Annotated in this window: 18 protein-coding genes; 10 read left to right on the top strand and 8 right to left on the bottom strand. The window is 64.3% G+C overall.

All coding sequences use genetic code 11. The annotated features are described in order from the left end of the window. Positions 1 to 69: 69 nt before the first annotated feature. A complete protein-coding gene (locus tag LQT98_RS21945; protein ID WP_048410645.1) occupies positions 70 to 654 on the bottom strand; it encodes a superoxide dismutase in 585 nt (194 codons plus the stop codon). A 118-nt stretch (positions 655 to 772) separates the two neighbouring features. Between LQT98_RS21945 and LQT98_RS21940 the strand changes: the two genes are divergently transcribed. The 4 genes from LQT98_RS21940 (at position 773) to LQT98_RS21925 (ending at position 4,560) form a co-directional block, all read left to right on the top strand. Next, positions 773 to 1,945 carry a BaiN/RdsA family NAD(P)/FAD-dependent oxidoreductase gene (locus tag LQT98_RS21940; RefSeq protein WP_231465191.1) on the top strand — a complete coding sequence of 391 codons (1,173 nt, stop codon included), beginning with the start codon at positions 773 to 775 and terminating at the stop codon, positions 1,943 to 1,945. A gap of 116 nt (positions 1,946 to 2,061) precedes the next feature. Then, the gene (dnaB, locus tag LQT98_RS21935) at positions 2,062 to 3,471 is read left to right on the top strand and encodes a replicative DNA helicase (protein WP_048410644.1); all 1,410 of its coding nucleotides are present in this window, start codon (positions 2,062 to 2,064) and stop codon (positions 3,469 to 3,471) included. A gap of 172 nt (positions 3,472 to 3,643) precedes the next feature. Beyond that, positions 3,644 to 3,952 carry a (2Fe-2S) ferredoxin domain-containing protein gene (locus LQT98_RS21930; RefSeq protein ID WP_043590538.1) on the top strand — a complete coding sequence of 103 codons (309 nt, stop codon included), beginning with the start codon at positions 3,644 to 3,646 and terminating at the stop codon, positions 3,950 to 3,952. After that, positions 3,952 to 4,560, top strand: coding sequence for an alpha/beta hydrolase (locus LQT98_RS21925; RefSeq protein WP_231465189.1), 609 nt, complete (start codon positions 3,952 to 3,954; stop codon positions 4,558 to 4,560). The genes LQT98_RS21930 and LQT98_RS21925 overlap by 1 nt, the downstream gene beginning before the upstream one ends. Before the next feature lie 60 nt (positions 4,561 to 4,620). Here the strand turns inward: LQT98_RS21925 and rnk are convergent, their stop codons facing one another. From rnk to LQT98_RS21900, 5 genes are all read right to left on the bottom strand, one after another. Further along, positions 4,621 to 5,025 (bottom strand): nucleoside diphosphate kinase regulator, encoded by a 405-nt coding sequence (gene rnk / locus LQT98_RS21920; protein WP_048410642.1) that lies wholly within the window; start codon positions 5,023 to 5,025, stop codon positions 4,621 to 4,623. Positions 5,026 to 5,178: 153 nt separating this feature from the next. Next, the gene (locus LQT98_RS21915) at positions 5,179 to 6,036 is read right to left on the bottom strand and encodes a flagellin N-terminal helical domain-containing protein (RefSeq protein WP_231465187.1); all 858 of its coding nucleotides are present in this window, start codon (positions 6,034 to 6,036) and stop codon (positions 5,179 to 5,181) included. A gap of 156 nt (positions 6,037 to 6,192) precedes the next feature. Then, entirely contained in the window at positions 6,193 to 7,020 is an 828-nt protein-coding gene (gene map, locus LQT98_RS21910; RefSeq protein WP_331282576.1) for a type I methionyl aminopeptidase, read from the bottom strand. Positions 7,021 to 7,087: 67 nt separating this feature from the next. Next, positions 7,088 to 8,467, bottom strand: a complete 1,380-nt coding sequence (gene dbpA, locus LQT98_RS21905; protein WP_048410679.1) for an ATP-dependent RNA helicase DbpA — start codon at positions 8,465 to 8,467, stop codon at positions 7,088 to 7,090. A gap of 86 nt (positions 8,468 to 8,553) precedes the next feature. Continuing rightward, a complete protein-coding gene (locus tag LQT98_RS21900; RefSeq protein WP_231465185.1) occupies positions 8,554 to 10,182 on the bottom strand; it encodes a methyl-accepting chemotaxis protein in 1,629 nt (542 codons plus the stop codon). A gap of 242 nt (positions 10,183 to 10,424) precedes the next feature. Between LQT98_RS21900 and LQT98_RS21895 the strand changes: the two genes are divergently transcribed. The 3 genes from LQT98_RS21895 (at position 10,425) to LQT98_RS21885 (ending at position 13,760) form a co-directional block, all read left to right on the top strand. Next, a complete protein-coding gene (locus tag LQT98_RS21895; RefSeq protein WP_231465183.1) occupies positions 10,425 to 11,663 on the top strand; it encodes a TIGR03862 family flavoprotein in 1,239 nt (412 codons plus the stop codon). A gap of 373 nt (positions 11,664 to 12,036) precedes the next feature. Continuing rightward, entirely contained in the window at positions 12,037 to 12,249 is a 213-nt protein-coding gene (locus LQT98_RS21890; protein WP_048410637.1) for a sigma factor-like helix-turn-helix DNA-binding protein, read from the top strand. A gap of 152 nt (positions 12,250 to 12,401) precedes the next feature. Beyond that, positions 12,402 to 13,760 (top strand): aspartate aminotransferase family protein, encoded by a 1,359-nt coding sequence (locus tag LQT98_RS21885; RefSeq protein WP_231465181.1) that lies wholly within the window; start codon positions 12,402 to 12,404, stop codon positions 13,758 to 13,760. 7 nt (positions 13,761 to 13,767) lie between these two features. Here LQT98_RS21885 and LQT98_RS21880 read toward each other — a convergent pair whose 3' ends face one another. Further along, on the bottom strand, positions 13,768 to 15,927 hold the full coding sequence (locus tag LQT98_RS21880) for an HDOD domain-containing protein (RefSeq protein WP_231465179.1): 2,160 nt from the start codon (positions 15,925 to 15,927) through the stop codon (positions 13,768 to 13,770). A 208-nt stretch (positions 15,928 to 16,135) separates the two neighbouring features. Between LQT98_RS21880 and cysD the strand changes: the two genes are divergently transcribed. The 3 genes from cysD (at position 16,136) to LQT98_RS21865 (ending at position 19,959) form a co-directional block, all read left to right on the top strand. Continuing rightward, the gene (gene cysD, locus LQT98_RS21875) at positions 16,136 to 17,062 is read left to right on the top strand and encodes a sulfate adenylyltransferase subunit CysD (protein ID WP_048410635.1); all 927 of its coding nucleotides are present in this window, start codon (positions 16,136 to 16,138) and stop codon (positions 17,060 to 17,062) included. Then, entirely contained in the window at positions 17,062 to 18,498 is a 1,437-nt protein-coding gene (cysN, locus tag LQT98_RS21870) for a sulfate adenylyltransferase subunit CysN (RefSeq protein ID WP_231465177.1), read from the top strand. The genes cysD and cysN overlap by 1 nt, the downstream gene beginning before the upstream one ends. A gap of 450 nt (positions 18,499 to 18,948) precedes the next feature. Beyond that, positions 18,949 to 19,959, top strand: coding sequence for a BMP family lipoprotein (locus LQT98_RS21865; RefSeq protein WP_231465175.1), 1,011 nt, complete (start codon positions 18,949 to 18,951; stop codon positions 19,957 to 19,959). 8 nt (positions 19,960 to 19,967) lie between these two features. Here the strand turns inward: LQT98_RS21865 and LQT98_RS21860 are convergent. Continuing rightward, a partial coding sequence (locus LQT98_RS21860) for an SDR family oxidoreductase (protein ID WP_231465173.1) occupies positions 19,968 to 20,307 on the bottom strand: 340 nt, incomplete at its 5' end.

Raw genomic sequence — 20,307 nt, 5'->3', positions numbered from 1 at the left:
ACGATGTGGGGGCAACAAAAAAGGGACCGCGAGGTCCCTTTTGGCATGATGCTGCGGCGCAGCGGGAAATCAGGCGAAGTTCTTGGCGACGAAGTCCCAGTTCACTAGTTTCCAGAAGCTGTCCAGATAGTTCGGGCGGCTGTTGCGGTAATCGATATAATACGCGTGCTCCCATACATCACAGGTCAGCAGCGGCTTCTTGTCGGTGGTCAGCGGGGTGGCGGCGTTGCTGGTGGATACCAGGTCCAGCGAGCCATCGTTGTTCTTCACCAGCCAGGCCCAGCCGGAACCGAAGGTGCCGATGGCGGTTTGGGTGAAGGCTTTCTTGAATTCGTCGTAGGAACCCCATTTGGCGTTGATGGCGTCGGCCAGCGCGCCGCTGGGCTTGCGCTCTTCGCCGGCGTTGGGGGCGAAGCCCAGCCAGTAGAAGGTGTGGTTCCAGACTTGGGCCGCGTTGTTGAAGATGCCGCCGGAGGATTTCTTCACGATCTCTTCCAGAGAGGCGTTTTCGAACTCGGTGCCCTTGATCAGGTTGTTCAGATTGGTGATGTAGGTCTGATGGTGCTTGCCGTAGTGGAATTCCAGGGTTTCCTTGGAAATGTGCGGGGCGAGCGCGTCCAGCGCGTACGGCAGTTCCGGCAGTTTGTGTTCCATTATGCTCTCCTTGTTGAGAAAGTACGCCGCATAAGCGGATGCTTTAGCCGCAAGTTTACTGGATTAAACCGCTGCTCGCCAATAGTTGACTAAAAAAGTAAAGTAAGGATGAACTCCATTGCAGTACAATGTTATTGTCATCGGGGCCGGCGCGGCCGGCCTGATGTGCGCGGCTACAGCAGGTCAGCGCGGCCGCCGCGTCCTGTTGCTGGACCATGCGCGCAAGCTGGCGGAGAAAATCCGCATTTCCGGCGGCGGCCGGTGCAATTTCACCAATCTGCACGCGCGTTTTGACTGCTATCTGTCGGCCAATCCCCATTTCTGCCGCTCGGCGCTGGCGCAGTACACGCCGCAGGATTTCATCGCCATGGTCGAGCGCCACGGTATCGGCTACCACGAGAAAAAACTGGGCCAGTTGTTCTGCGACGAGGGCAGCGAGCGCATCATCGCGATGTTGGACGAAGAGTGCCGGCTGGGCGCGGTGGAGCGGCGCATGGAGGTATCCATCCAGCAAGTGAGCCGGACGGCGGACGGCTTCACGCTGGAGACCAGCGCAGGCGCGTTTCGCGCGGCGTCGCTGGTGGTGGCCTCTGGCGGCTTGTCGATTCCACAGATCGGCGCGACGCCGTTCGGCTACCGGTTGGCCGAGCAGTTTGGCCTGGAGTTGACGGCGTTGACGCCGGCGCTGGTGCCGTTGACTTTCCATGTGGAGGACGCGGAGGCGTTCGCGCCGCTGGCCGGGGTGTCGCTGGAGGTGGAGGCGCGCGCCGGCAAGGGCCACTTTCGCGAGAACGTGTTGTTCACGCACAAGGGTGTGTCCGGGCCGGCGATTCTGCAAGTGTCTTCCTATTGGCAGCCGGGCATGGAGCTGGAGCTGGACTTGCTGCCGGACGCGGACGCCGCGGTCTGGCTGGAGCAAAAGGCCGGCAGCGAGCAATTAATCGCCAACGCGCTGGCGGAGTTCGGCTGGCCCAAGCGCTTCGCCGAGGCCTGGCTGGCGCGCGAGGGCTTCAATCTGCGGTTGAAGGATTTGTCGCCCCGGCAGCGTCAGCAGTTGGCTGAGCGGCTGCATGGCTGGCGCGTCAAGCCCAATGGCACCCAGGGCTATAAAAAGGCTGAGGTGACGCTGGGCGGCGTGTCGACCAAGTCACTGTCGTCCAAGACCATGATGGCCAACGAGGTGCCCGGTCTGTTCTTCATCGGCGAAGTGGTGGACGTCACCGGCTGGCTGGGCGGCTACAATTTCCAGTGGGCGTGGTCGTCCGGCTATGTGGCCGGGATGAATTGCTGATTCCTCACACGGCCAAGCATGCTCAGCGGGTGACGGTTTCGGGTTAAAATCCAAGATCGCTTCAACCCGGTTTGCTTCATTCGCGCGGCTTGGCCGCGCTATCACTTTGAGTCTACATGACTGAATCGTACGAGAATTTTGACAGCGAGATGGCGGCGATCCGTACGCCGCCTCATTCGATTGAGGCCGAACAGTCGGTACTGGGCGGCCTGCTGCTGGACAACAGCGCCTGGGACAAGATCGCCGATGTGGTGTCCGAGGCCGATTTCTACCGCCATGACCACCGGCTGATCTACAAGCACGTGGCCAGGCTGGTGGAGCTGGCGCGCCCTGCCGACGTGGTGACGGTATCGGAAAGCCTGGACAAGAATGGCGAACTGGGCAATGTCGGCGGCCTGTCCTATCTGGCGACGCTGGCGCAGAACACGCCGTCGGCCGCTAATATCCGCCGCTACGCCGAAATCGTGCGCGAACGCTCCATCATGCGCCAGTTGGCGCTGGTGGGCACCGAGATCGTCGAGGCCGCTTACGCGCCGATGGGACGTGACGCCTCGCAATTGCTGGACGAGGCCGAGGGCAAGGTGTTCCAGATCGCCGAATCCACCGCCAAGTCCAAGCAGGGCTTCCTGGAAATGCCGGGCTTGCTGAAGGAAGTGGTGGAGCGCATCGACATGCTTTACAGCCGCGAGAACCCGGACGAAGTGACCGGCGTGCCCACCGGCTTCGTCGATCTGGACGCCAAGACTTCCGGCCTGCAGGCGGGCGATCTGATCATCGTCGCCGGCCGTCCGTCCATGGGTAAGACCGCGTTTTCGATGAATATCGCCGAGCACGTGGCGGTGGAGCAGCATCTGCCGGTGGCGGTGTTCTCCATGGAAATGGGCGGCGCGCAGCTGGTGATGCGTATGCTGGGTTCGGTGGGGCGGCTGGATCAGCATACGCTGCGCACCGGCAAGCTGGGCGACGACGACTGGCAGAAGCTGACCTATGCGATAGGCAAGCTGTCCGAGGCGCCGATGTATATCGACGAGACCGCCGCGCTGACCGCGTTGGAAGTGCGCGCGCGCGCGCGCCGGCTGGCGCGCCAGCACGGCGGCAAGCTGGGCCTGATCGTCATCGATTACTTGCAGCTGATGTCGGGTTCCGGCCGCGGCGACAATCGCACCGCCGAGCTGGGCGAAATTTCGCGCGGCCTGAAAGGCCTGGCCAAGGAGCTGCAAGTGCCGGTGATCGCGCTGTCCCAGCTGTCGCGGGCGGTGGAGCAGCGTCCCAACAAGCGGCCGATGATGTCGGACTTGCGGGAATCCGGCGCCATCGAGCAGGATGCCGACTTGATCGTCTTCATGTACCGGGAAGAGTATTACAACCCGGAGAATCAGGAAGTGAAGGGTCTGGCCGAGGCCATCATCGGTAAGCACCGTAACGGTCCCACCGGCGCGGTGCGGCTGGCCTTCGTCGGCAAGTACGCCAAGTTCGACAATGCCGCCACGCTGGGCGTCAGCGGCTGGGCGGATAGCGACTCCTAAGAACCTGTTTACGATCTCGCGAGCTAGAGCGAGACAAGGCGAAAACAGCTGAGAAAGCGGAATGTACGTGTGGTACATGAGCATTTCGAAGCTGTTTTCAACGCCGTATCGCCGACGCGCAGCAGATCGTAAACAGGTTCTAAGATGGTTCTGTGAGCATACGAGGCATTCCATGAGCTTTTTCGACAAGCATGTATTCATTTGCTGCAATCAGCGCGCCGGCTGCGAGGATTGCTGCAACAATCATGGTTCCAGCGAATTGCTGGGCTATATGAAGGACAAGGTCAAGGCGCTGGGCCTGGCCGGTGAGGGCAAGATCCGCGTCAACAAGGCCGGCTGTCTTGGGCGCTGCGACGACGGCCCGGTGATGGTGGTGTACCCGGAGGAAACCTGGTACACCTTTGTCGATAAGGAAGACATCGACGAAATCGTCGCCGAGCACATGGTGGGCGGACGCGTGGTGGAAAGGTTGAAGATCTGATGTTGAAGGCGATGAACAAGCAAGTGGTGGCCGGCCCGGCCGGCGGCCTGGAAACCATCGTGGTGGCGGCGCAGGGCGAGGCGCGCGGCATCGCGGTGATCTGCCACCCCAATCCGCTGCAGGGCGGCACCAATACCAATAAGGTGGTGCAGACCGCGGCCAAGGCGCTGTCGCAGCTGGGCTATGTCTGCTATTGCCCGAATCTGCGCGGCGTTGGCGACAGCGAAGGCCAGCACGATTACGGCAATGGCGAGGTGGAGGACGTGATCGCGGTGGTGGAGCACGCGCGCGGCGAGCAGGGCGAGCTGCCGCTGGCGCTGGCCGGCTTCTCCTTCGGTGGCTTCGTCGCGGCGCGCACTCGCGCGCGCATAGCGTCGGACAAACTGCTGCTGATGGGCGTGGCGGTGGGCAAGTACGAGACTCCCACGCCTGAGGTACCGGCCGATGCCTTGGTGATTCACGGCGAGGAGGATGAGGTGATTCCGCTATCCGCGGTGATGGATTGGGCTCGGCCGCAAGGCTTGCCGGTGGTGGTTTTTCCCGGTGCCGGCCATTTCTTTCATGGCCGGCTGGTGCAGCTGGCGCAGACGATTCAGCGCTGCTGGTAAGGTTTTGCCGCTGGCGCGACACAAAAAAACCGGTCATCCATGTGATGGCCGGTTTTTTTATCAGCGGTGCAGTTCGCCCGCCGCTTCTGGCTGGTAGGTGACTTCCAGCACCGACAGCCGGATGCTGCCGGCCGGTGTCGGCCAATCGATGCTCTGGCCCACGGACAGGCCCAGCAGCGCCGCGCCTATGGGCGCCAGCACCGAGATCTTGCCTTGCTCGCTATCCGCTTCGCGCGGGTAGACCAGGGTCAGGGTTTTCTCCTGGGCATCGTCCAGCTTAACCCGCGCGCAGCTGTTCATGGTGATGATGCCGGCGGGCATGGCGCTGGGTTCCACCACATCGGCCCGCTCCAGTTCCGCCTCCAGCGCGGCCGCCGTGGGGTGGCCACTCTCGCAATCCTCCAGCAGCGCGGCAAGGCGCTCATAGTCCAGAGAGGACACCGTGATGGCCGGGCTTGTCGACATATGCAACTCCTTCAGATAGACAAAGGGCACCGCAGGGTGCCCGATGATTTAGTGCGCGAAAAGCGTGTGTGCCAATGATATCGCTTGTAACCGCGTGTAACAAGGCTTGGCCGGCTAAAGCGCGCGGAAACTGGGCTTTGGGCCTGGCCGGTCTCAGCCCAGCAGCGACAGCGCCGAACGCGCGCTGATATTGGCCTGCGCCTGGGTGGCGAGGCCGGCCTGGCCTAGAATCTGGTTGGCGGCCAATTGCGCGGAGGCGGAGGCGAAGTCAGTGTCGCTGATGCGGCTATTGGCGGCGGAGGCGTTAAGGGAGGCGGTTTGCAGATCGTTGATGCTGGCCTCGAAGCGGTTGCTGACCGCGCCCAGCGTGCTGCGGGTGCTGGCCAGGGTGTTGAGATCGGCCGCGGTGCTCTGCTGCGCCGCCAGCGCGCCGGCCTGGGTGCTGATGTCTATGGTGCCGGTGGCGTTCAGATTGGCGTTGTAGCTGTTCAGCCCGCCGCTGGCCGGCGCCGCGGCGAGATTGATGCCGGGCACATTGACCTGGTTGTCGGCGCTGCCATTGGGGCCCACCTGGAAGGTGGTGGGATTGTTGCTATTCAACAGCGGCGTGCCGTTGAATTCGGTGCTTTGCACGATGGCGGAATTGGCCTGGGTCAACTGGTCCACTTGCTGTTGCAGCGCCTGGCGGTTGCTGGCGCTGAGCGCGCCGTTGCCGGCCTGGATCGCCAGCTCTTGGATCTGTTGGGTATTGTCCTGGATCTGGTTGAGCGCGCCGTCGGCGGTCTGGGCCAGAGAAACGCCGTCGTTGGCGTTGTTGATCGCCTGATTGCTGCCGTTGATCTGGGCCAGCAGCGCTTCGGAAATGGCGGCGTTGGCCGGGTTGTTGGCGGCGTTGTCGGTGGTCTTGCCGGCGGAGAGTTGGGCCAGCAGCTTTTCCTTGGCCTTTTGGGTCTGGCTAAGCTGGTTCTGTCCCTGCAGCGCGCTGAGATTGCTATTGATGGTCAGTGCCATGGCCGGCTCCCGCTGGATGTGGTTTCACTTCTTCAGTGTAAGAAAGTGGAGGAGGCAGGGCAAGCCGGGTTTTGGGTAAAGTCGCGCCGCGCACGATGGCGCGGGCATGGGCGTAAAAAAGCCCGGCTGCGCCGGGCTGATCAGGGTGTTCCTGGTTTACTTGCCTGGCTTGGGAGGGGTGCCGGCGGACTGGGTCAGGATTTCGTAGCCGCTGTCGGTGACCAGCACGGTGTGCTCCCACTGCGCGGACAGGCTGCGATCCTTGGTGACCACGGTCCAGCCATCGCCCAGCATGCGCAGGTGGCGCTTGCCCTGGTTGATCATCGGCTCGATGGTGAAGATCATGCCGGCCTGCAGTTCCAGCCCGGTGCCGGGGCGGCCGTAGTGCAGCACTTGCGGCTCTTCGTGGAATTTGGTGCCGATGCCGTGGCCGCAGAATTCCTGCACCACGCTGTAACCGGAGTTTTCCGCGTGCTGCTGGATGGCGTAGCCGATATCGCCCAGCGTGGCGCCCGGCTTGACCTTGTCGATGCCGCGCCACATGCATTCGTAAGTGACGCGGGACAGGCGGCGGGCGTGTTCGCTGATATTGCCGACGTGGTACATGCGGCTGGTATCGCCGTGGTAGCCGTCCTTGATCACGGTGACGTCCAGGTTCATGATGTCGCCGCTCTTCAAGGGCTTGTCATTGGGGATGCCATGGCAGATCACGTGGTTGACCGAGGTGCACACCGACTTCGGGTACGGATTGTGGCCGTCCGGCGCGTAGTTCAGCGGCGCCGGGATCGCGCCCTGCTCATTGACGATGTAGTCGTGGCACAGCTTGTCGATGGCCTCGGTGGTGACGCCGGGCTTGATGAAGGGGGTGATGTAGTCGAGGACTTCCGACGCCAGGCGGCCGGCGATCCGCATCTTTTCGATGTCTTGGGCGGTTTTCAGTTGGATGCTCATGGGATTCTGGTGATGTGCGTGTCTGCGGCTAATGAGACGTATTCTAGCAAAAACGCCCCCGGCCCGGCAGTGCTTGTCGGTTCCAGGGGCGCGTTGGCGTTCAAATCAGGCGCATCTTGAACTGCTTGCCCTTGATCTTGCCGGCGGACAGACGCTGCAGCGCCTGCTCGGCGATGGCGCGGTCCAGCGCCACGAAGCTGGCGAATTCGAAGATGTTGATCTTGCCGATCTGGGCGCCGGTAAAGCCGGCGTCGCCGGTCAGCGCGCCGAGGATGTCGCCGGGGCGCAGTTTTTCGCGCTTGCCGCCGGCGATTTCCAGCGTGACCATCGGCGGCAGCAGCGGGCCGCCGGGGGCCGGGGTCAGTTGCTCCAGCTTGGCCCAGGTCAGCGGCGCCTGCTGATAGTCTTCGATCAGCGCCAGCCGCTTGTCGTCGTTGTCGGCGGTCAGGGTCAGCGCCAGGCCCATCGCCTCGCCGCGGCCGGTGCGGCCGATGCGGTGGATGTGGATTTCAGGATCATGGGTGACGTCGACGTTGATCACCAGGTCCAGCTCCTTGATGTCCAGGCCGCGCGCGGCGACATCGGTGGCCACCAGCACGGTGGCGCTCTTGTTGGCGAAGCGCAGCAGGATCTGGTCGCGCTCGCGCTGTTCCAGGTCGCCGTACAGCGCCAGCGCGCTGAAGCCGCGCGCCTGCAGGTCGCGCACCAGTTCCTTGCAACGCTCCTTGGTGTTGCAGAAGGCCAGCGCCGAGGTCGGGCGCAGGTGTTGCAGTATGGTGGTGACGGTTTCCAGCCTCTGTTCCGGCTTGATCTTGTAGAACCATTGTTCGATGCGCTCGCCGCCGTGCAGCGACTCCACCTGGATTTCCTGCGGGCGGCGCATGAATTGGGCGCTGATCTTGCGGATGTTTTCCGGATAGGTGGCGGAGAACATCAGCGTCTGGCGCTGGCGCGGGCAGGCGCGCACGATGCCGACGATTTCCTCGATGAAGCCCATGTCCACCATGCGGTCGGCCTCGTCCAGCACCAGGGTGCCGACGCCAGACAGGTTCAGCGAGCCGCGGAACAGATGGTCCTGCAGCCGGCCGGGCGTGCCCACCACGATGTGGGCGCCGTGTTCCAGCGAGCCGATCTGCGGGCCCATCGGGCTGCCGCCGGTCAGGGTAACCACTTTGACATTGTCTATGCTGCGCGCCAGGCGGCGGATTTCCTGCGCCACTTGGTCGGCCAGTTCGCGGGTGGGGCAGAGCACCAGCGCCTGCACGCCGAACCAGCGCGGATTCAGCCGCGCCAGGATGCCGAGTCCGAAAGCCGCTGTCTTGCCGCTGCCGGTCTTGGCCTGGGCGATCAGGTCCTGGCCGTCCAGGATGGCCGGCAGGCTGGCCGCCTGGATGGCGGTCATGCTGTGGTAGCCCAGGCTGTCCAGATTGGACAAGAGGGCGGCGGGCAAGGGCAGGGTGGAGAAAGCGGCTTTTTTCACAATGACTTGGCGTATTACGGTATCGGGCTGCGAGTGTAACAGGCCGGCGGCCAACGGCCAAATCGGATGTCCGCCGCCGGCGGGATTCACACCGAGAAACGCGATACCGATTCCGTCAGCCGCTGCGCCAGGCCTTCCAACTGCTCGGCGGCATGCACGGTCTGGCCGATTTCCTGGTCATTGGTCTGCGCCATCTCGGCGATGGCGTCGATATTGCCGGTGACCGCCTGGCTGGCGGCGCGCTGCTGCTCGGTGACGGCGACGATCTGGCGCAGGCCCTGGCGCACTTCGGCCACCGATTGATTGGCGGCGCCCAGCACGCTGGCCACGCTGTCGGCTGATTGGCGGCTGGCGGCCAGCGAGGACAGGCCGGCATTGACCGCGGCGCGCACCGCGTCGGTTTTCTGGTTGAGCGCGCCGGTCACGGTATCGATTTCGCTGGCGGAGCGGGCCGATTTCTCGGCCAGCTTGCGCACCTCGTCGGCCACCACGGCGAAGCCGCGGCCCTGCTCGCCGGCGCGCGCCGCCTCGATGGCGGCGTTCAGCGCCAGCAGATTGGTCTGTTCGGCGATTTCGCGCACTTCCTTGGTCATATTGGTGATGCTGGAGGTGGAGTGGGCCAGCTCGGTCTCCGCCTGCGCCATCAGCCGCACCGCCTGTTCAACCTGGCTGACTTCGTGCTGCAGCTGGCTGAGGCTGGCGCGGCCGGCCTCGGAGCGCTGCAGGCTCTGATCGGCCTCGGCGCTGACATCCTCGGCCTTGCCGGCGATCTCGCCGATATGGCTGGCCAATTGCTCCACCGCGCTGGCGGCGGACTGGGATTGACGGTTCTGCTTGTGCGAGCTTTCCGCCAACTGCGCGGCGCCGCCGGCCAGCTGGCGCGAGGATTGCGACACCGCGTTGGCGGAAGCGCCGACGTTGCGCACCAGCTCGGCGATGGTGGCCAGCATCTGGTTGAAGCGCAAGGCGGTGTCGCCGATTTCGTCGCGGCTGCGCACCGGCAGCCGCCGCGTCAGATCGCCTTCGCCCTGGGCCAGCTCGGCCAGGCCGGCGGACATCGCTTGCAGCGGCCGGGTGACGAAGCGGCGCGCCAGCAGGAACACCACCGCCATCAAGGGCAGCGAGACCAGGATGGCGAACAGGATGCTCTGGTCGCGGAAACGGCTGACCGAGGCATAGGGCTTTTCCAGCGAGATGCGCATGCTGACCACGCCCAGCGGCGTCTTGTCCGCCACCTGATGGCAGCTCATGCAGTTCTTGCCCAGGTAGTTGCGCGCGGCCAGCGCCGGGTAGACCACGCGCAGGTGCTCGCCCAGCGCCGGCGTGGATTCGATCTGGATATGGGGTTTGCCGTCCCGCAACGCCTGTTGCTCCACCGCGTCGCCGCTTAGATTCTTGTCGCCGGCGTTGCCGGGGCCAAACTGCTTGCTGACCGCCGGGCCGCGGATCACGCGCAGATCGCGCACCGCGGACAATTCCTTGATCTGGTCCAGAAATACGTCGCGTTGGCCGACGGTGCCGGTGATCATCATGCCGGTGAGTCCGGCCATGGTCATTTCGTTCATGCTGTGGGCCAGGTCTTGCGCCTGTTCCACCGCGATGTCGCGGCTGACGCTGGTTTCCCAGGCGATCAGCCCGCTCCAGGCCAATACCAGGCAGCACCATACCGCCATGGTCAGTTTCAGCCAGATCGGCCAATCGGAAAATTTGCGCATGCGTGTGCGGACGGTGGGTCCGTTCTCCTTGGTGTGTTTGTAGAATCGCGCGTTTGCCGCTATAGGTTTTATTGGAATGAGCCGCAGCGCGATGGTAGTGATTTGATGACGTAGGAATGTTGGTTTAAATCAAACTTATAGTTAAAACGATTAGGCTTGGGTTTGCGGCGGTTTTCTGTGAGAATCGCGCCCTCGCCGCAAGCCGGCGTCTTCATCACCGTGAATTTCAAGGAGCGCAGTATATGAGTGACAACAGCGGACGCCGCGTGGCCATCATCGGCGGCGGACCGGCCGGCCTGGCGGCCGCCGAGCAACTGGCGGCGGCGGGCCTGCGGGTGGATGTCTACGACGCGATGCCGTCGGTAGGCCGCAAATTCCTGCTGGCCGGCGTCGGCGGCATGAACATCACTCATTCCGAGCCGCACGCCAGCTTTGTGCAGCGCTACGGCGCGCGCAGCGCCGAATTGCGGCCGATGCTGGATGTGTTCAACGGCGAGCATGTGCGCGCCTGGGTGCATGGCCTGGGCATAGAAACCTTCATCGGCAGCTCCGGCAAGGTGTTCCCCAAGGAGATGAAGGCGGCGCCGCTGCTGCGCTGCTGGCTGGCGCGGCTGCGCGAGGCCGGGGTGAGTTTTCACGTGCGTCACCGCTTTCTGGGCTGGGACGAGCGCGGCCGGCTGCGCTTGTCGGCGCCGGACGGCGAGCGTGTCGCCGAAGCCGACGCGGTGGTGCTGGCCATGGGCGGCGGCAGCTGGCGCAAGCTGGGTTCGGACGGCAGCTGGGCGGCGATGCTGCGCGACCGCGGCGTGGAAGTGACCCGGCTGCAGCCGTCCAACTGCGGTTTCGACGCCGGCTGGAGCGAGCACTTCGCCGACAAGTTCGCCGGCGCGCCGCTGAAGTCGGTGACCTTGCAGTTCCACCCGGTCACCGGCCATCCGTTCAGCCGTCGTGGCGAATTCGTCATCACCTCGGGCGGGGTGGAGGGCAATCTGATCTATGCCTGCTCCGGCGCCATCCGCGATGAAATCGCGCGCAGCGGCGCGGCGCTGTGCCATTTGGACTTGATGCCGGACTGGAGCGCGCCGCGCATTCTGGGCGAAGTGGCGCGGCCGCGCGGCTCGCGCTCGCTGTCCAGCCATTTGCAAAGCCGGCTGGGCCTAAAGGGCGTGCGCATGGGCCTGCTGCGCGAATGCCTGGACAAGGACGCGTTCAATGATCCGGTCAAGCTGGCCGAGGGCATCAAGGCCTTGCCGCTGCGGCTGCTGGCGCCGCGGCCGCTGGACGAAGCGATCAGCACCGCCGGCGGCGTGACCTTCGGCTCGCTGGATGACAATCTGATGTTGCAGGCGATGCCTGGGGTGTTCTGCGCCGGCGAGATGCTGGACTGGGAGGCGCCCACCGGCGGCTATCTGCTGACCGCTTGCTTCTCCACCGGCCGCGCCGCCGCCGGCGGCGTGTTGCGCTGGATGGGGCGGCGCTGAGCGCCGGCGACGGCTATTGGCTTGTGGGCTCGGTTCAAGGCGGTCGCGTTTCGGCGGACCTGTTTGGACAAGGGTATTGAAACCCGCGTCGAAACGCCGATCTCTCTTTGTCTACTCCGCTTTCTCAACCTCAATACCCGGGCTTGCCCAGGATGATGAGGTCGTGAACGGGCGTTGAGGCGCGAATGTGCGAAAAAGCCGCAATCGGCGGGTGGAGCGGCGACGTTTTCGCCCGTCCTTGCCTGCATTTTTTTTGCAAGCCTCTATACTGAAAAGGCCGCGCCGGTTAAGGACGCGGAGAGTCGTTATCGAAAAGCCGCCCACTGCATAGACAGTCGTGATGCCAAGGCGAAGGCCTGAGGAGAACAGCGCTATGAAGCTTGACGATTTCAACCAGGTGGCCGATCTGATCGGCCTGAAAAAACGTTCGCGCGAAGCGGTATGGCTGATGGAGGTGGAGGGCATGACCGGCTACTTCGCCGCGCAGCAGATGGATATCAGCGAATCCACGGTGTCGCGCGCGCACAGCCGCTTCCGCCGCGCGCTGCAAAAAATCAACGCGCTGGCAGCTCATCTGCCCTTGTAATGCCTGCCATCGCGGCAGCGATGAAGCCCGGTTCTTGGCCGGGCTTCGTCGCATTCGAGCCATCCCTTGTGCCGGGGCGCATCGGCGGCGCTGCCGCTAGCGACGACATCTGGATATACTGACGCGCAGTCTTCCTTTCCAAGGAGCGCTTCATGGCTTTGCGTCACGGCATCGATTTCGGCAAGGCACAAGCCTTGCACCAACAGGAACTGGCCTTGTTTTCCGAGCGGCGACCGCGTTCGCGGCAGCTGTCCGCCGCCGGCGGCGAGCATTTGCTGTTTGGCGCGCCGCTGCACTGGATGGCGGACTGGTCCACCCCGTTCAATCTTTACGTGGAAGAAGCCCGGGGCGCGCGGCTGCGCGACGTGGACGGCCATGAATACCTGGACTTTTGCCTGGGCGACACCGGCGCGATGTTCGGCCATTCGCCGGCGCCGGTGGCGCGCGCGATAGCCGAGCAGGCGACGCGCGGCCTGACCGCCATGCTGCCGTCGCCGGACGCGGTGTGGGTCGCCGAGGAACTGGCGCGGCGCTTCGGCCTGTCGCACTGGCAGTTCGCCATCAGCGCCAGCGACGCCAATCGCTTCGCGCTGCGCTGGCTGCGCGCCGCCAGCGGCCGCGACCAGATCGTCGTGTTCAACGGCTGTTACCACGGCACGGTGGACGATGTGTTCGTTGATCTGGTCGATGGCCAGCCGCGGCGCCGCGCCAGCCTGCTGGGCCAGGTGCATGATCTGGCCGCGCATACCCGGGTGGTGGAGTTCAACGATCTGGAGGCGCTGGAACGGGCCTTGCGCGACGAGCAGGTGGCTTGCGTGCTGGCCGAGCCGGTGATGACCAATATCGGCATGGTGATGCCGGAGCCCGGTTTCTGGCGCGCGGCGCAGGATTTGATCCGTCGCTACGGCAGCTATCTGCTGCTGGATGAAACCCACACCATCAGCAGCGGCCCAGGCGGCTATGGCGCGGCTTACGGCTTGAAGCCGGACGCGCTGGTGCTGGGCAAGCCGCTGGGCGGCGGCCTGCCGTGCGCGGTGTACGGCTTCAGCGCCGAGTTGGCGGAGCGGGCGCAGCGCGCCAAGCGCGCGGCCGCGCCCGGGCATTCCGGCATCGGCACCACCTTGAGCGGCAATATGCTGGCTTCGGCGGCGATGCGCGCCAATCTGGCCGAGGTGATGAGCGACGCCGCGTATCAGCGGATGTTCGCGCTGGCACAGCATCTGGCGGACGGCTTGCTGGACTGGATAGAGCGCTGGCGGCTGCCGTGGTGCGTGAGCCGCGTCGGCGCGCGCTGCGAGTTCCAGTTTTCCCCGCGCCCGCCGCGCAACGGCGGCGAGGCCGGCGCGATGCAGGATGAGGAGTTGGAGCGCATCATCCACCTGTATCTGCTTAACCGCGGCTTCCTGATCACCCCCTTCCACAATATGTTGCTGCTGTGTCCAGAGACCGAGTTCGCCGATGTCGATCGCCTGTTGGCGGCGCTGGACGGCTTCGCCGGCGAGGTGATTTAGCGCCGGCTCACGATCTCGCGGGCTGCTGGCGTATGGCCAGCAAGGCCTGATTGCGCAAGGTCTTCAGCAAGCTGAGCTGTTCCGGCGCGATCGCCAGCGATCCCGCCAGGCGGCGGTCGCCGTAGAGTATGCCCAGTTTGCGCTTGTCCAAGGACAGCGGCAGCAGCACGAAGGTATGGGCGACGCTCATCTGGCGATACCAGGCCGGGATGTGCTGGGCGATGGCCGGCGCGTCGATATCGTCTATCAACATGTCGGCGTTGCGTTCCAACGCCTTGCGGAACAGGCTGTCGCCGCTGTCGATATCGGCGCGCAGCGCCGGCAGCAGCAACTCCACTTTTTCGCCGAAACCGAAGCGCGCCTGCAGCGGCAGATCGGCCCCGCTGCGCGCGCAGATCAGCGCGTGGTCGAAGCCCAGGCCGCGGTACATGGTTTCCAGAATGATGCGCAGCAAGTCGTTGAGCTTGTAATCGCCCAATAGGGTGTTGGTGATGTCCTGCACGCCGGCGGAAAGCACGGCGATCCGGCCGGCGGAGCCCGCGGTGGCTTGCAGCCGGGTGGGGTCCGGCGCTGGCGGTGGCGGCGCGGCGGGGCTGGGCGGTGGCGCGCTCTTGTTCAGCCTGGCCAGGCGCAAGGCCTGTGAGCACGGTCCTTGGCCGGCTTCTGGCCCCAGTTCCGTCAGGTAGGCGGCAAGCAGGGTTTGCGCCTGTGCCAGTTCCCGCTCCAACGGCGCCCACTCCAGCGCCAGCGCCCGGCTGTAGCGTTGCAGCAGCTTGCGGCTGGCGTCGGCCTGGTCGATGCCGCTCTGGGTCAGCTGGCAGACCAGTTCGCGGCACAGCGAGCTTAGCGCCTTCATCCGCATCTCGCCGGTTTGCGGCTGGCGCACCGCGCCGGCCGGCATCGGCTCCATGCCGGTCAGAATCCGTTCCGGGAAGCGCCACAGCGCGGCGGTGGCGGCGCCGAGGTCGGCGTAGTAAGTGCCCAGCGTCTGGTGCGCGGCCTGGTCGACGCCGGCGCCGGCGGCGATCAGCGCCTGGATCTGCCGGTATTCGTCGCGGAAATAGTTGACGCACAATAGTTCGCCCAGGTTTTGCAGCATGCCGCAGATCAAGGCTTCTTCCGCCTCGCGCACGCCGCAGGCCGGCGCCAGCGAGCGCGCCAGCAGGCCGGTGAACAGGGTCTTGATCGCCACGTCGCGGATCTCGTCGGCGTGGGCGCGGTTGTGCAGGTGCTCGAACAGCAGCAGGCTGAGCGCCAGATTGCGTATGGTGTCGAAGCCGAGGATCACGATGGCGCGCGAGATGGTGCTGACCGCGCCGCCGTATTGGCTGAAATTGGCGGAATTCACCACCTTCAGCAGCTTATTGGTCAGCGACACATCCTTGAGAATGGCGCTGGACAGCGCTTGCAGCCGTTCGCTGTCGGCGTTGTTGCTCTTGTTCATGGCGGCTATGGCCTGGGACAGCGCCGGGAAGTCCGGCGCGTGGCGCATGCGTTGCAGCAGGTGGTCCAGCGCGGCGCGGCCGCCTTCCTGGCGGTTGAAGCGCTGATGCCGGGCCAGCCAGTCTTGCAGGCCAGCCAGCGCGCGGCGGCAGGCGCCGGCGTCGGCCGCCGGATCGCGCAGCGCGTCCAGCCATTGTTCCAATTCCGGTTCGCCGTCGCGGTTGGTTGCGCCGGCGCTGATCAGCCAGCGCAGCAGTTGTTCGGTCTGCGACAGCTCTTGGCGCAGCCGCTCCGGGCTCAGTGCCTGGCAGGCGTGTTCTCCCAGCAGCGCGACGCGTTGGTGGATGTCGGCCAACACGGTTTCGGGATAGAGCCGGCCCAGGCATTTGCCGCTGGCGTGCAGATGAACCAGCGCTTCGAGAATGTCGCAGGCCAGGCCTATCCGCTCGGCCAGTGGCAGCGCGGGCAGCGCCTTCAGACGCAAGGGCTGCAGCGTATCCTGCCGGTAGACGGCATAGTGTTTGCCGTCCAGGCGGGCCTGGCCTTGCCAGGCTTGCAGCAGGGGGTGGCGGAAGGCCGGCCGCGGCGGCGTGTCCGGCAGCTCGGACGCGGACTCCACCAGCGCCAGCGCCGCGCCGTCGCGGCTGGCCAGCAGCACCGACAGGCCGTCCGGGCAGCGCAGCGTGGCGACGATTTGGTATTCCGGCTCTGCGGCGGGGCTCATCGCTGTCTCCATGCGGTTTGCGTATTTGTACTAATGTAGACAGTTATTGCGGCATGGGCCGAACATTCCGCGGTGTTCGCTTTGGCGTTCTTATTGCCCTTTGGACTAATTGTTGATTTGCTAAGAGCATATTGATATAACCCATCGGTTTTGATGCGCCGATGGGCTTTCGGTAGATTTGAGCGCATCTACAGGATGGGCAGGAAGCATGGACATCGGTCAAGAGAGGCTGACTCACCTCAAGCAGTTGGAAGCGGAGTCTATCCACATCATTCGCGAAGTGGCCGCGGAATTCGAAAACCCGGTGATGCTGTATTCGATAGGCAAGGATTCGGCGGTGATGCTGCACCTGGCCAAGAAGGCGTTCGCGCCGGGCAAGCCGCCGTTTCCCTTGATGCACGTGGACACCACCTGGAAGTTCAAGGAAATGATCGCGCTGCGCGACAAGCAGGCGCGCGAATACGGCTGGGACCTGATCGTTCACGTCAACCAGGAGGGCGTGGACGCCGGCATCAACCCGTTCACCGCCGGCAGCGCCAAGCACACCGACGTGATGAAGACCGAGGGCCTGAAGCAGGCCTTGAACAAATATGGTTTCGACGCCGCCTTTGGCGGCGCGCGCCGCGACGAGGAAAAAAGCCGCGCCAAGGAGCGGGTGTATTCCTTCCGCGACCGCAACCACCGCTGGGACCCGAAGAACCAGCGGCCCGAGCTCTGGAACATCTACAACAGCAAGATAGACAAGGGCGAGAGCATACGGGTGTTTCCGCTGTCCAACTGGACCGAACTGGACATCTGGCAATACATCTTCCTGGAAAACATCGAGATCGTGCCGCTGTACTTCGCCGCCGAACGGCCGGTGATAGCACGCGACGGCACGCTGATCATGATAGACGACGAGCGGATACTGGATTATCTGAGCCCGGCGGAGAAGGCGAGCATTGAAACCCGCCGCGTCCGCTTCCGCACCCTGGGCTGTTATCCGCTGACCGGCGCGGTGGAGTCACAGGCGGCCACGCTGCCGGACATCATCCAGGAGATGCTGCTGACCCGCACCTCCGAGCGTCAGGGCCGGGTGATAGACCACGACAGCGCCGGTTCGATGGAAAAGAAAAAGATGGAAGGATATTTCTGATGACCCACCAATCCGATCTGATCGCCGGCGACATCCTGGAATACCTGCGTCAGCACGAAAACAAGGATCTGCTGCGCTTCATCACCTGTGGCAATGTCGACGACGGCAAATCGACCTTGATCGGCCGGCTGCTGCACGATTCCAAGCTGATCTTCGAGGATCAGCTGGCGGCGATAGAGCGCGACTCCAAGAAGTACAACACCACCGATCAGGAGATAGACCTGGCCTTGCTGGTGGACGGTTTGCAGGCGGAGCGCGAGCAGGGCATCACCATCGATGTCGCCTACCGCTATTTCAGCACCGACAAGCGCAAGTTCATCATCGCCGATTGCCCGGGCCATGAGCAGTACACCCGCAATATGGCCACCGGCGCGTCCACCAGCAATCTGGCCATCATCCTGATCGATGCGCGGCGCGGGGTGCAGACCCAGACCCGCCGCCACAGCTTCATCGTCAGCCTGCTGGGCATCCGCCACGTGATCGTGGCGGTGAACAAGATGGACCTGGTGGATTACGACCCGGCGGTGTTCGAGCGCATCCGCGACGAGTACCTGGCCTTCGCCGAGGGCCTGGCGATTCCGGACATCCGCTTCGTGCCGATCTCCGCGCTGCGCGGCGACAATGTGGTCAGCCGCGGTGAGGGCGCGCCCTGGTATCAGGGGCCGACGCTGATGCAGCTGCTGGAAACGGTGGAAGTGCGCAGCGACGCGGCGCTGGAGGCTTTCCGTCTGCCGGTGCAGTACGTGAACCGGCCCAATCTGGACTTCCGCGGCTTCTGCGGCACCATCGCCGCCGGTGAGATCCGCCCCGGCGACGAGGTGCTGGCGCTGCCGTCCGGCCGCCGCAGCAAGGTCAAGGCCGTGGTGGCTTACGAGGGCGAACTGGCCGCGGCCGGCGCCGGCGAGGCGATCACGCTGACGCTGGAGGACGAGATCGACGTGTCGCGCGGCGATATGCTGGTGCGCGCCGACCAGCCGCCGCCGGCGGTGGCGTCCAGCCTGGACGCGCACCTGGTGTGGATGCAGGACGCGCCCTTGCGCGCCGGCAAGGAATACGGCTTCAAGCTGGCCGGCAAATTCGTCACCGGCCGGGTGGAGGCCATCCTGCACCAGGTGGATGTCAACACGCTGGAGCAGAAGCCGGCGGAAGCGTTGCACCTGAACGAGATCGCGCTGTGCCGCATCAGCCTGAACGCGCCGGCGGTGATAGACGCTTACGCCGCCTGTCGCGGCACCGGCAGCTTCATCGTGATAGACCGGCTGAGCAATGCCACCGCCGGCGCCGGCATGATCACGGCGGCCAGGACGGAGCAGGCGGCCGCGCCGCAGGACGAATTGCAGCGCTTGCGCGCCTTCGAACTGGAGTTGAACGCGTTGGTGCGCAAATACTTCCCGCACTGGGAGGCCAAGGACATCGGCCAGCTGTTCCCGCGCTGAGCGGGGGTTGAGCGTTGCCGATGGCTCGTGGTCCTGGTTTTCAGAGCCTGTTCATAGTCTAGCGAGCCAGAGCGGGACAAGGTGCCGCGGCTGAGAGAGCGGAATGTACATAAGGTACATGAGCATTTCGAAGCGGTACTCACCGTGTCACGTTTCACGACGCGCAGCAGATCGTAAACAGGTTCTTACGGCGGGCTGTCTGTTTTTCGACCTGTTGTTGCAGGATTCGGCCACGCCGGTTTACAGCCGGCGGCGGGCTGCCTACAATCCGGCAGCTTCAATTGGCGCGTTGTATCCGCTGCGGTTCGCAGCGGCGTGGTTCTGTTTCGTCCCGTCTGCCTCGGCAGCCGCGGTCCACTCGGTTTCCCCCTCCGTCTTTCGCTTGAAGCGCCGGCAACGCCGTCCGCGGCGCTGTCGCATCGCCTGTAATCCACATAGAAAAGATAAAACATGACGTTTGCGCTGAAACACATCGCAGGCGCAACCGCTGCCATCTTGCTGGCAGGCCCGGTTGCAGCCAAGGATTTCACTGTCGCCGTGATCTACGATCAGGCCGGCAAGTTCGACAAGAGCTTCAATGAAGCGGCATTCAACGGCGCCGAACGTTTCAAGAAAGAATTCCACATCAACTACCGCGAAGGCCAGGTCAGCAACGACGCTCAGAAAGAGCAGATGCTGCGCAATATGGCGCGCAAGGGCGCCGACCTGGTGGTGGCGGTGGGCTTCGCCTACACCCAGTCCATCGAGACCGTGGCCAAGGAATTCCCCAAGGTGAAGTTCACCCTGGTGGATTCGGTGGCCAAGGGTCCGAATGTGCAGAGCATCGCTTTCAAGGAGCAGGAAGGCTCCTTCTTGGTGGGCATGGCCGCCGCGCTCAAGTCCAAGAGCGGCAAGGTGGGCTATCTGGGCGGCATGGACGTGCCGCTGATCCGCGCCTTCGGCTGCGGTTACGCCCAGGGCGCCAAGTACGCCAATCCCAAGGTGGTGGTGATGCAGAACATGATAGGCACCACCCACGCCGCCTTCAACGACCCGGCGCGCGGCGGCGAATTGGCCAAGAGCCAGTTCGATCGCGGCGTGGACGTGGTGTTCGCCGCGGCGGCGCTGTCGAATATGGGCGTGATCCAGTCGGCCAAGGGCGCCAAGAAGTTCTACATCGGCGTGGACAGCAATCAGAACTATCTGCAGCCGGGCGTGGTGCTGACCTCCATGGTCAAGCGCGTGGACAACGCGGTGTACGAAACCATGCGCGACGCCAAGAACGGCGCGTGGAAGCCGGACGTCAAGCTGATGGGCCTGAAGGAAAACGGCGTGGATTGGGCGCTGGACCAGTACAACCGTTCGCTGATCACGCCTGAGATGGAGAAGAAGATCCTGCAGGCGCGCAAGGATATCGTCAGCGGCAAGATCAAGGTGGTGGNNAGACCAATGGTCTTGCCCGTTTTTGTTTGCGGATCGTGAATCGGTGCTCAGATCCCCAGCGTCGCGCCGCCGTCCACGTACAGATTATGCAGCGTGATGTGACGCGCCTGATCCGACAGCAGGAACAGCGCTGCATTGGCCACATCCTGCGGCGCGGCGATGCGTTGCAGCGGGATGCCGGTGCGGTACTGCTCCAGCGAGCCTTGCAGGATGGCCGGCGGGATGGCGTCGTCGCTCCACAGCTGGCGCTGCATCGCGGTGTCGGTGGAGCCGGGCGACACGATGTTGCAACGCACGCCGAATTCGGCCAGCTCCAGGCCCAGGCACTTGCTGAACTGGGTGGTGGCGGCCTTGGACGCGGCGTAGGCCGCCATCTGGGTGCGCGGC

The sequence above is a fragment of the Chromobacterium aquaticum genome, from assembly GCF_021129195.1.
GTDB lineage: Bacteria > Pseudomonadota > Gammaproteobacteria > Burkholderiales > Chromobacteriaceae > Chromobacterium > Chromobacterium aquaticum.
Note: the sequence above shows the minus strand (reverse complement) of the source record. Positions and strands in the feature narration are given on the sequence as shown.

Bases quoted from the DNA above. Each gene is read 5' to 3' on its own strand.
- LQT98_RS21945 (WP_048410645.1), bottom strand. From the start codon at position 654: ATGGAACACAAACTGCCGGAACTGCCGTACGCGCTGGACGCGCTCGCC.
- dnaB (WP_048410644.1), top strand. From the start codon at position 2,062: ATGACTGAATCGTACGAGAATTTTGACAGCGAGATGGCGGCGATCCGT.
- LQT98_RS21930 (WP_043590538.1), top strand. From the start codon at position 3,644: ATGAGCTTTTTCGACAAGCATGTATTCATTTGCTGCAATCAGCGCGCC.
- LQT98_RS21925 (WP_231465189.1), top strand. From the start codon at position 3,952: ATGTTGAAGGCGATGAACAAGCAAGTGGTGGCCGGCCCGGCCGGCGGC.
- rnk (WP_048410642.1), bottom strand. From the start codon at position 5,025: ATGTCGACAAGCCCGGCCATCACGGTGTCCTCTCTGGACTATGAGCGC.
- LQT98_RS21915 (WP_231465187.1), bottom strand. From the start codon at position 6,036: ATGGCACTGACCATCAATAGCAATCTCAGCGCGCTGCAGGGACAGAAC.
- LQT98_RS21900 (WP_231465185.1), bottom strand. From the start codon at position 10,182: ATGCGCAAATTTTCCGATTGGCCGATCTGGCTGAAACTGACCATGGCG.
- LQT98_RS21895 (WP_231465183.1), top strand. From the start codon at position 10,425: ATGAGTGACAACAGCGGACGCCGCGTGGCCATCATCGGCGGCGGACCG.
- LQT98_RS21890 (WP_048410637.1), top strand. From the start codon at position 12,037: ATGAAGCTTGACGATTTCAACCAGGTGGCCGATCTGATCGGCCTGAAA.
- LQT98_RS21885 (WP_231465181.1), top strand. From the start codon at position 12,402: ATGGCTTTGCGTCACGGCATCGATTTCGGCAAGGCACAAGCCTTGCAC.
- LQT98_RS21880 (WP_231465179.1), bottom strand. From the start codon at position 15,927: ATGAGCCCCGCCGCAGAGCCGGAATACCAAATCGTCGCCACGCTGCGC.
- cysD (WP_048410635.1), top strand. From the start codon at position 16,136: ATGGACATCGGTCAAGAGAGGCTGACTCACCTCAAGCAGTTGGAAGCG.
- cysN (WP_231465177.1), top strand. From the start codon at position 17,062: ATGACCCACCAATCCGATCTGATCGCCGGCGACATCCTGGAATACCTG.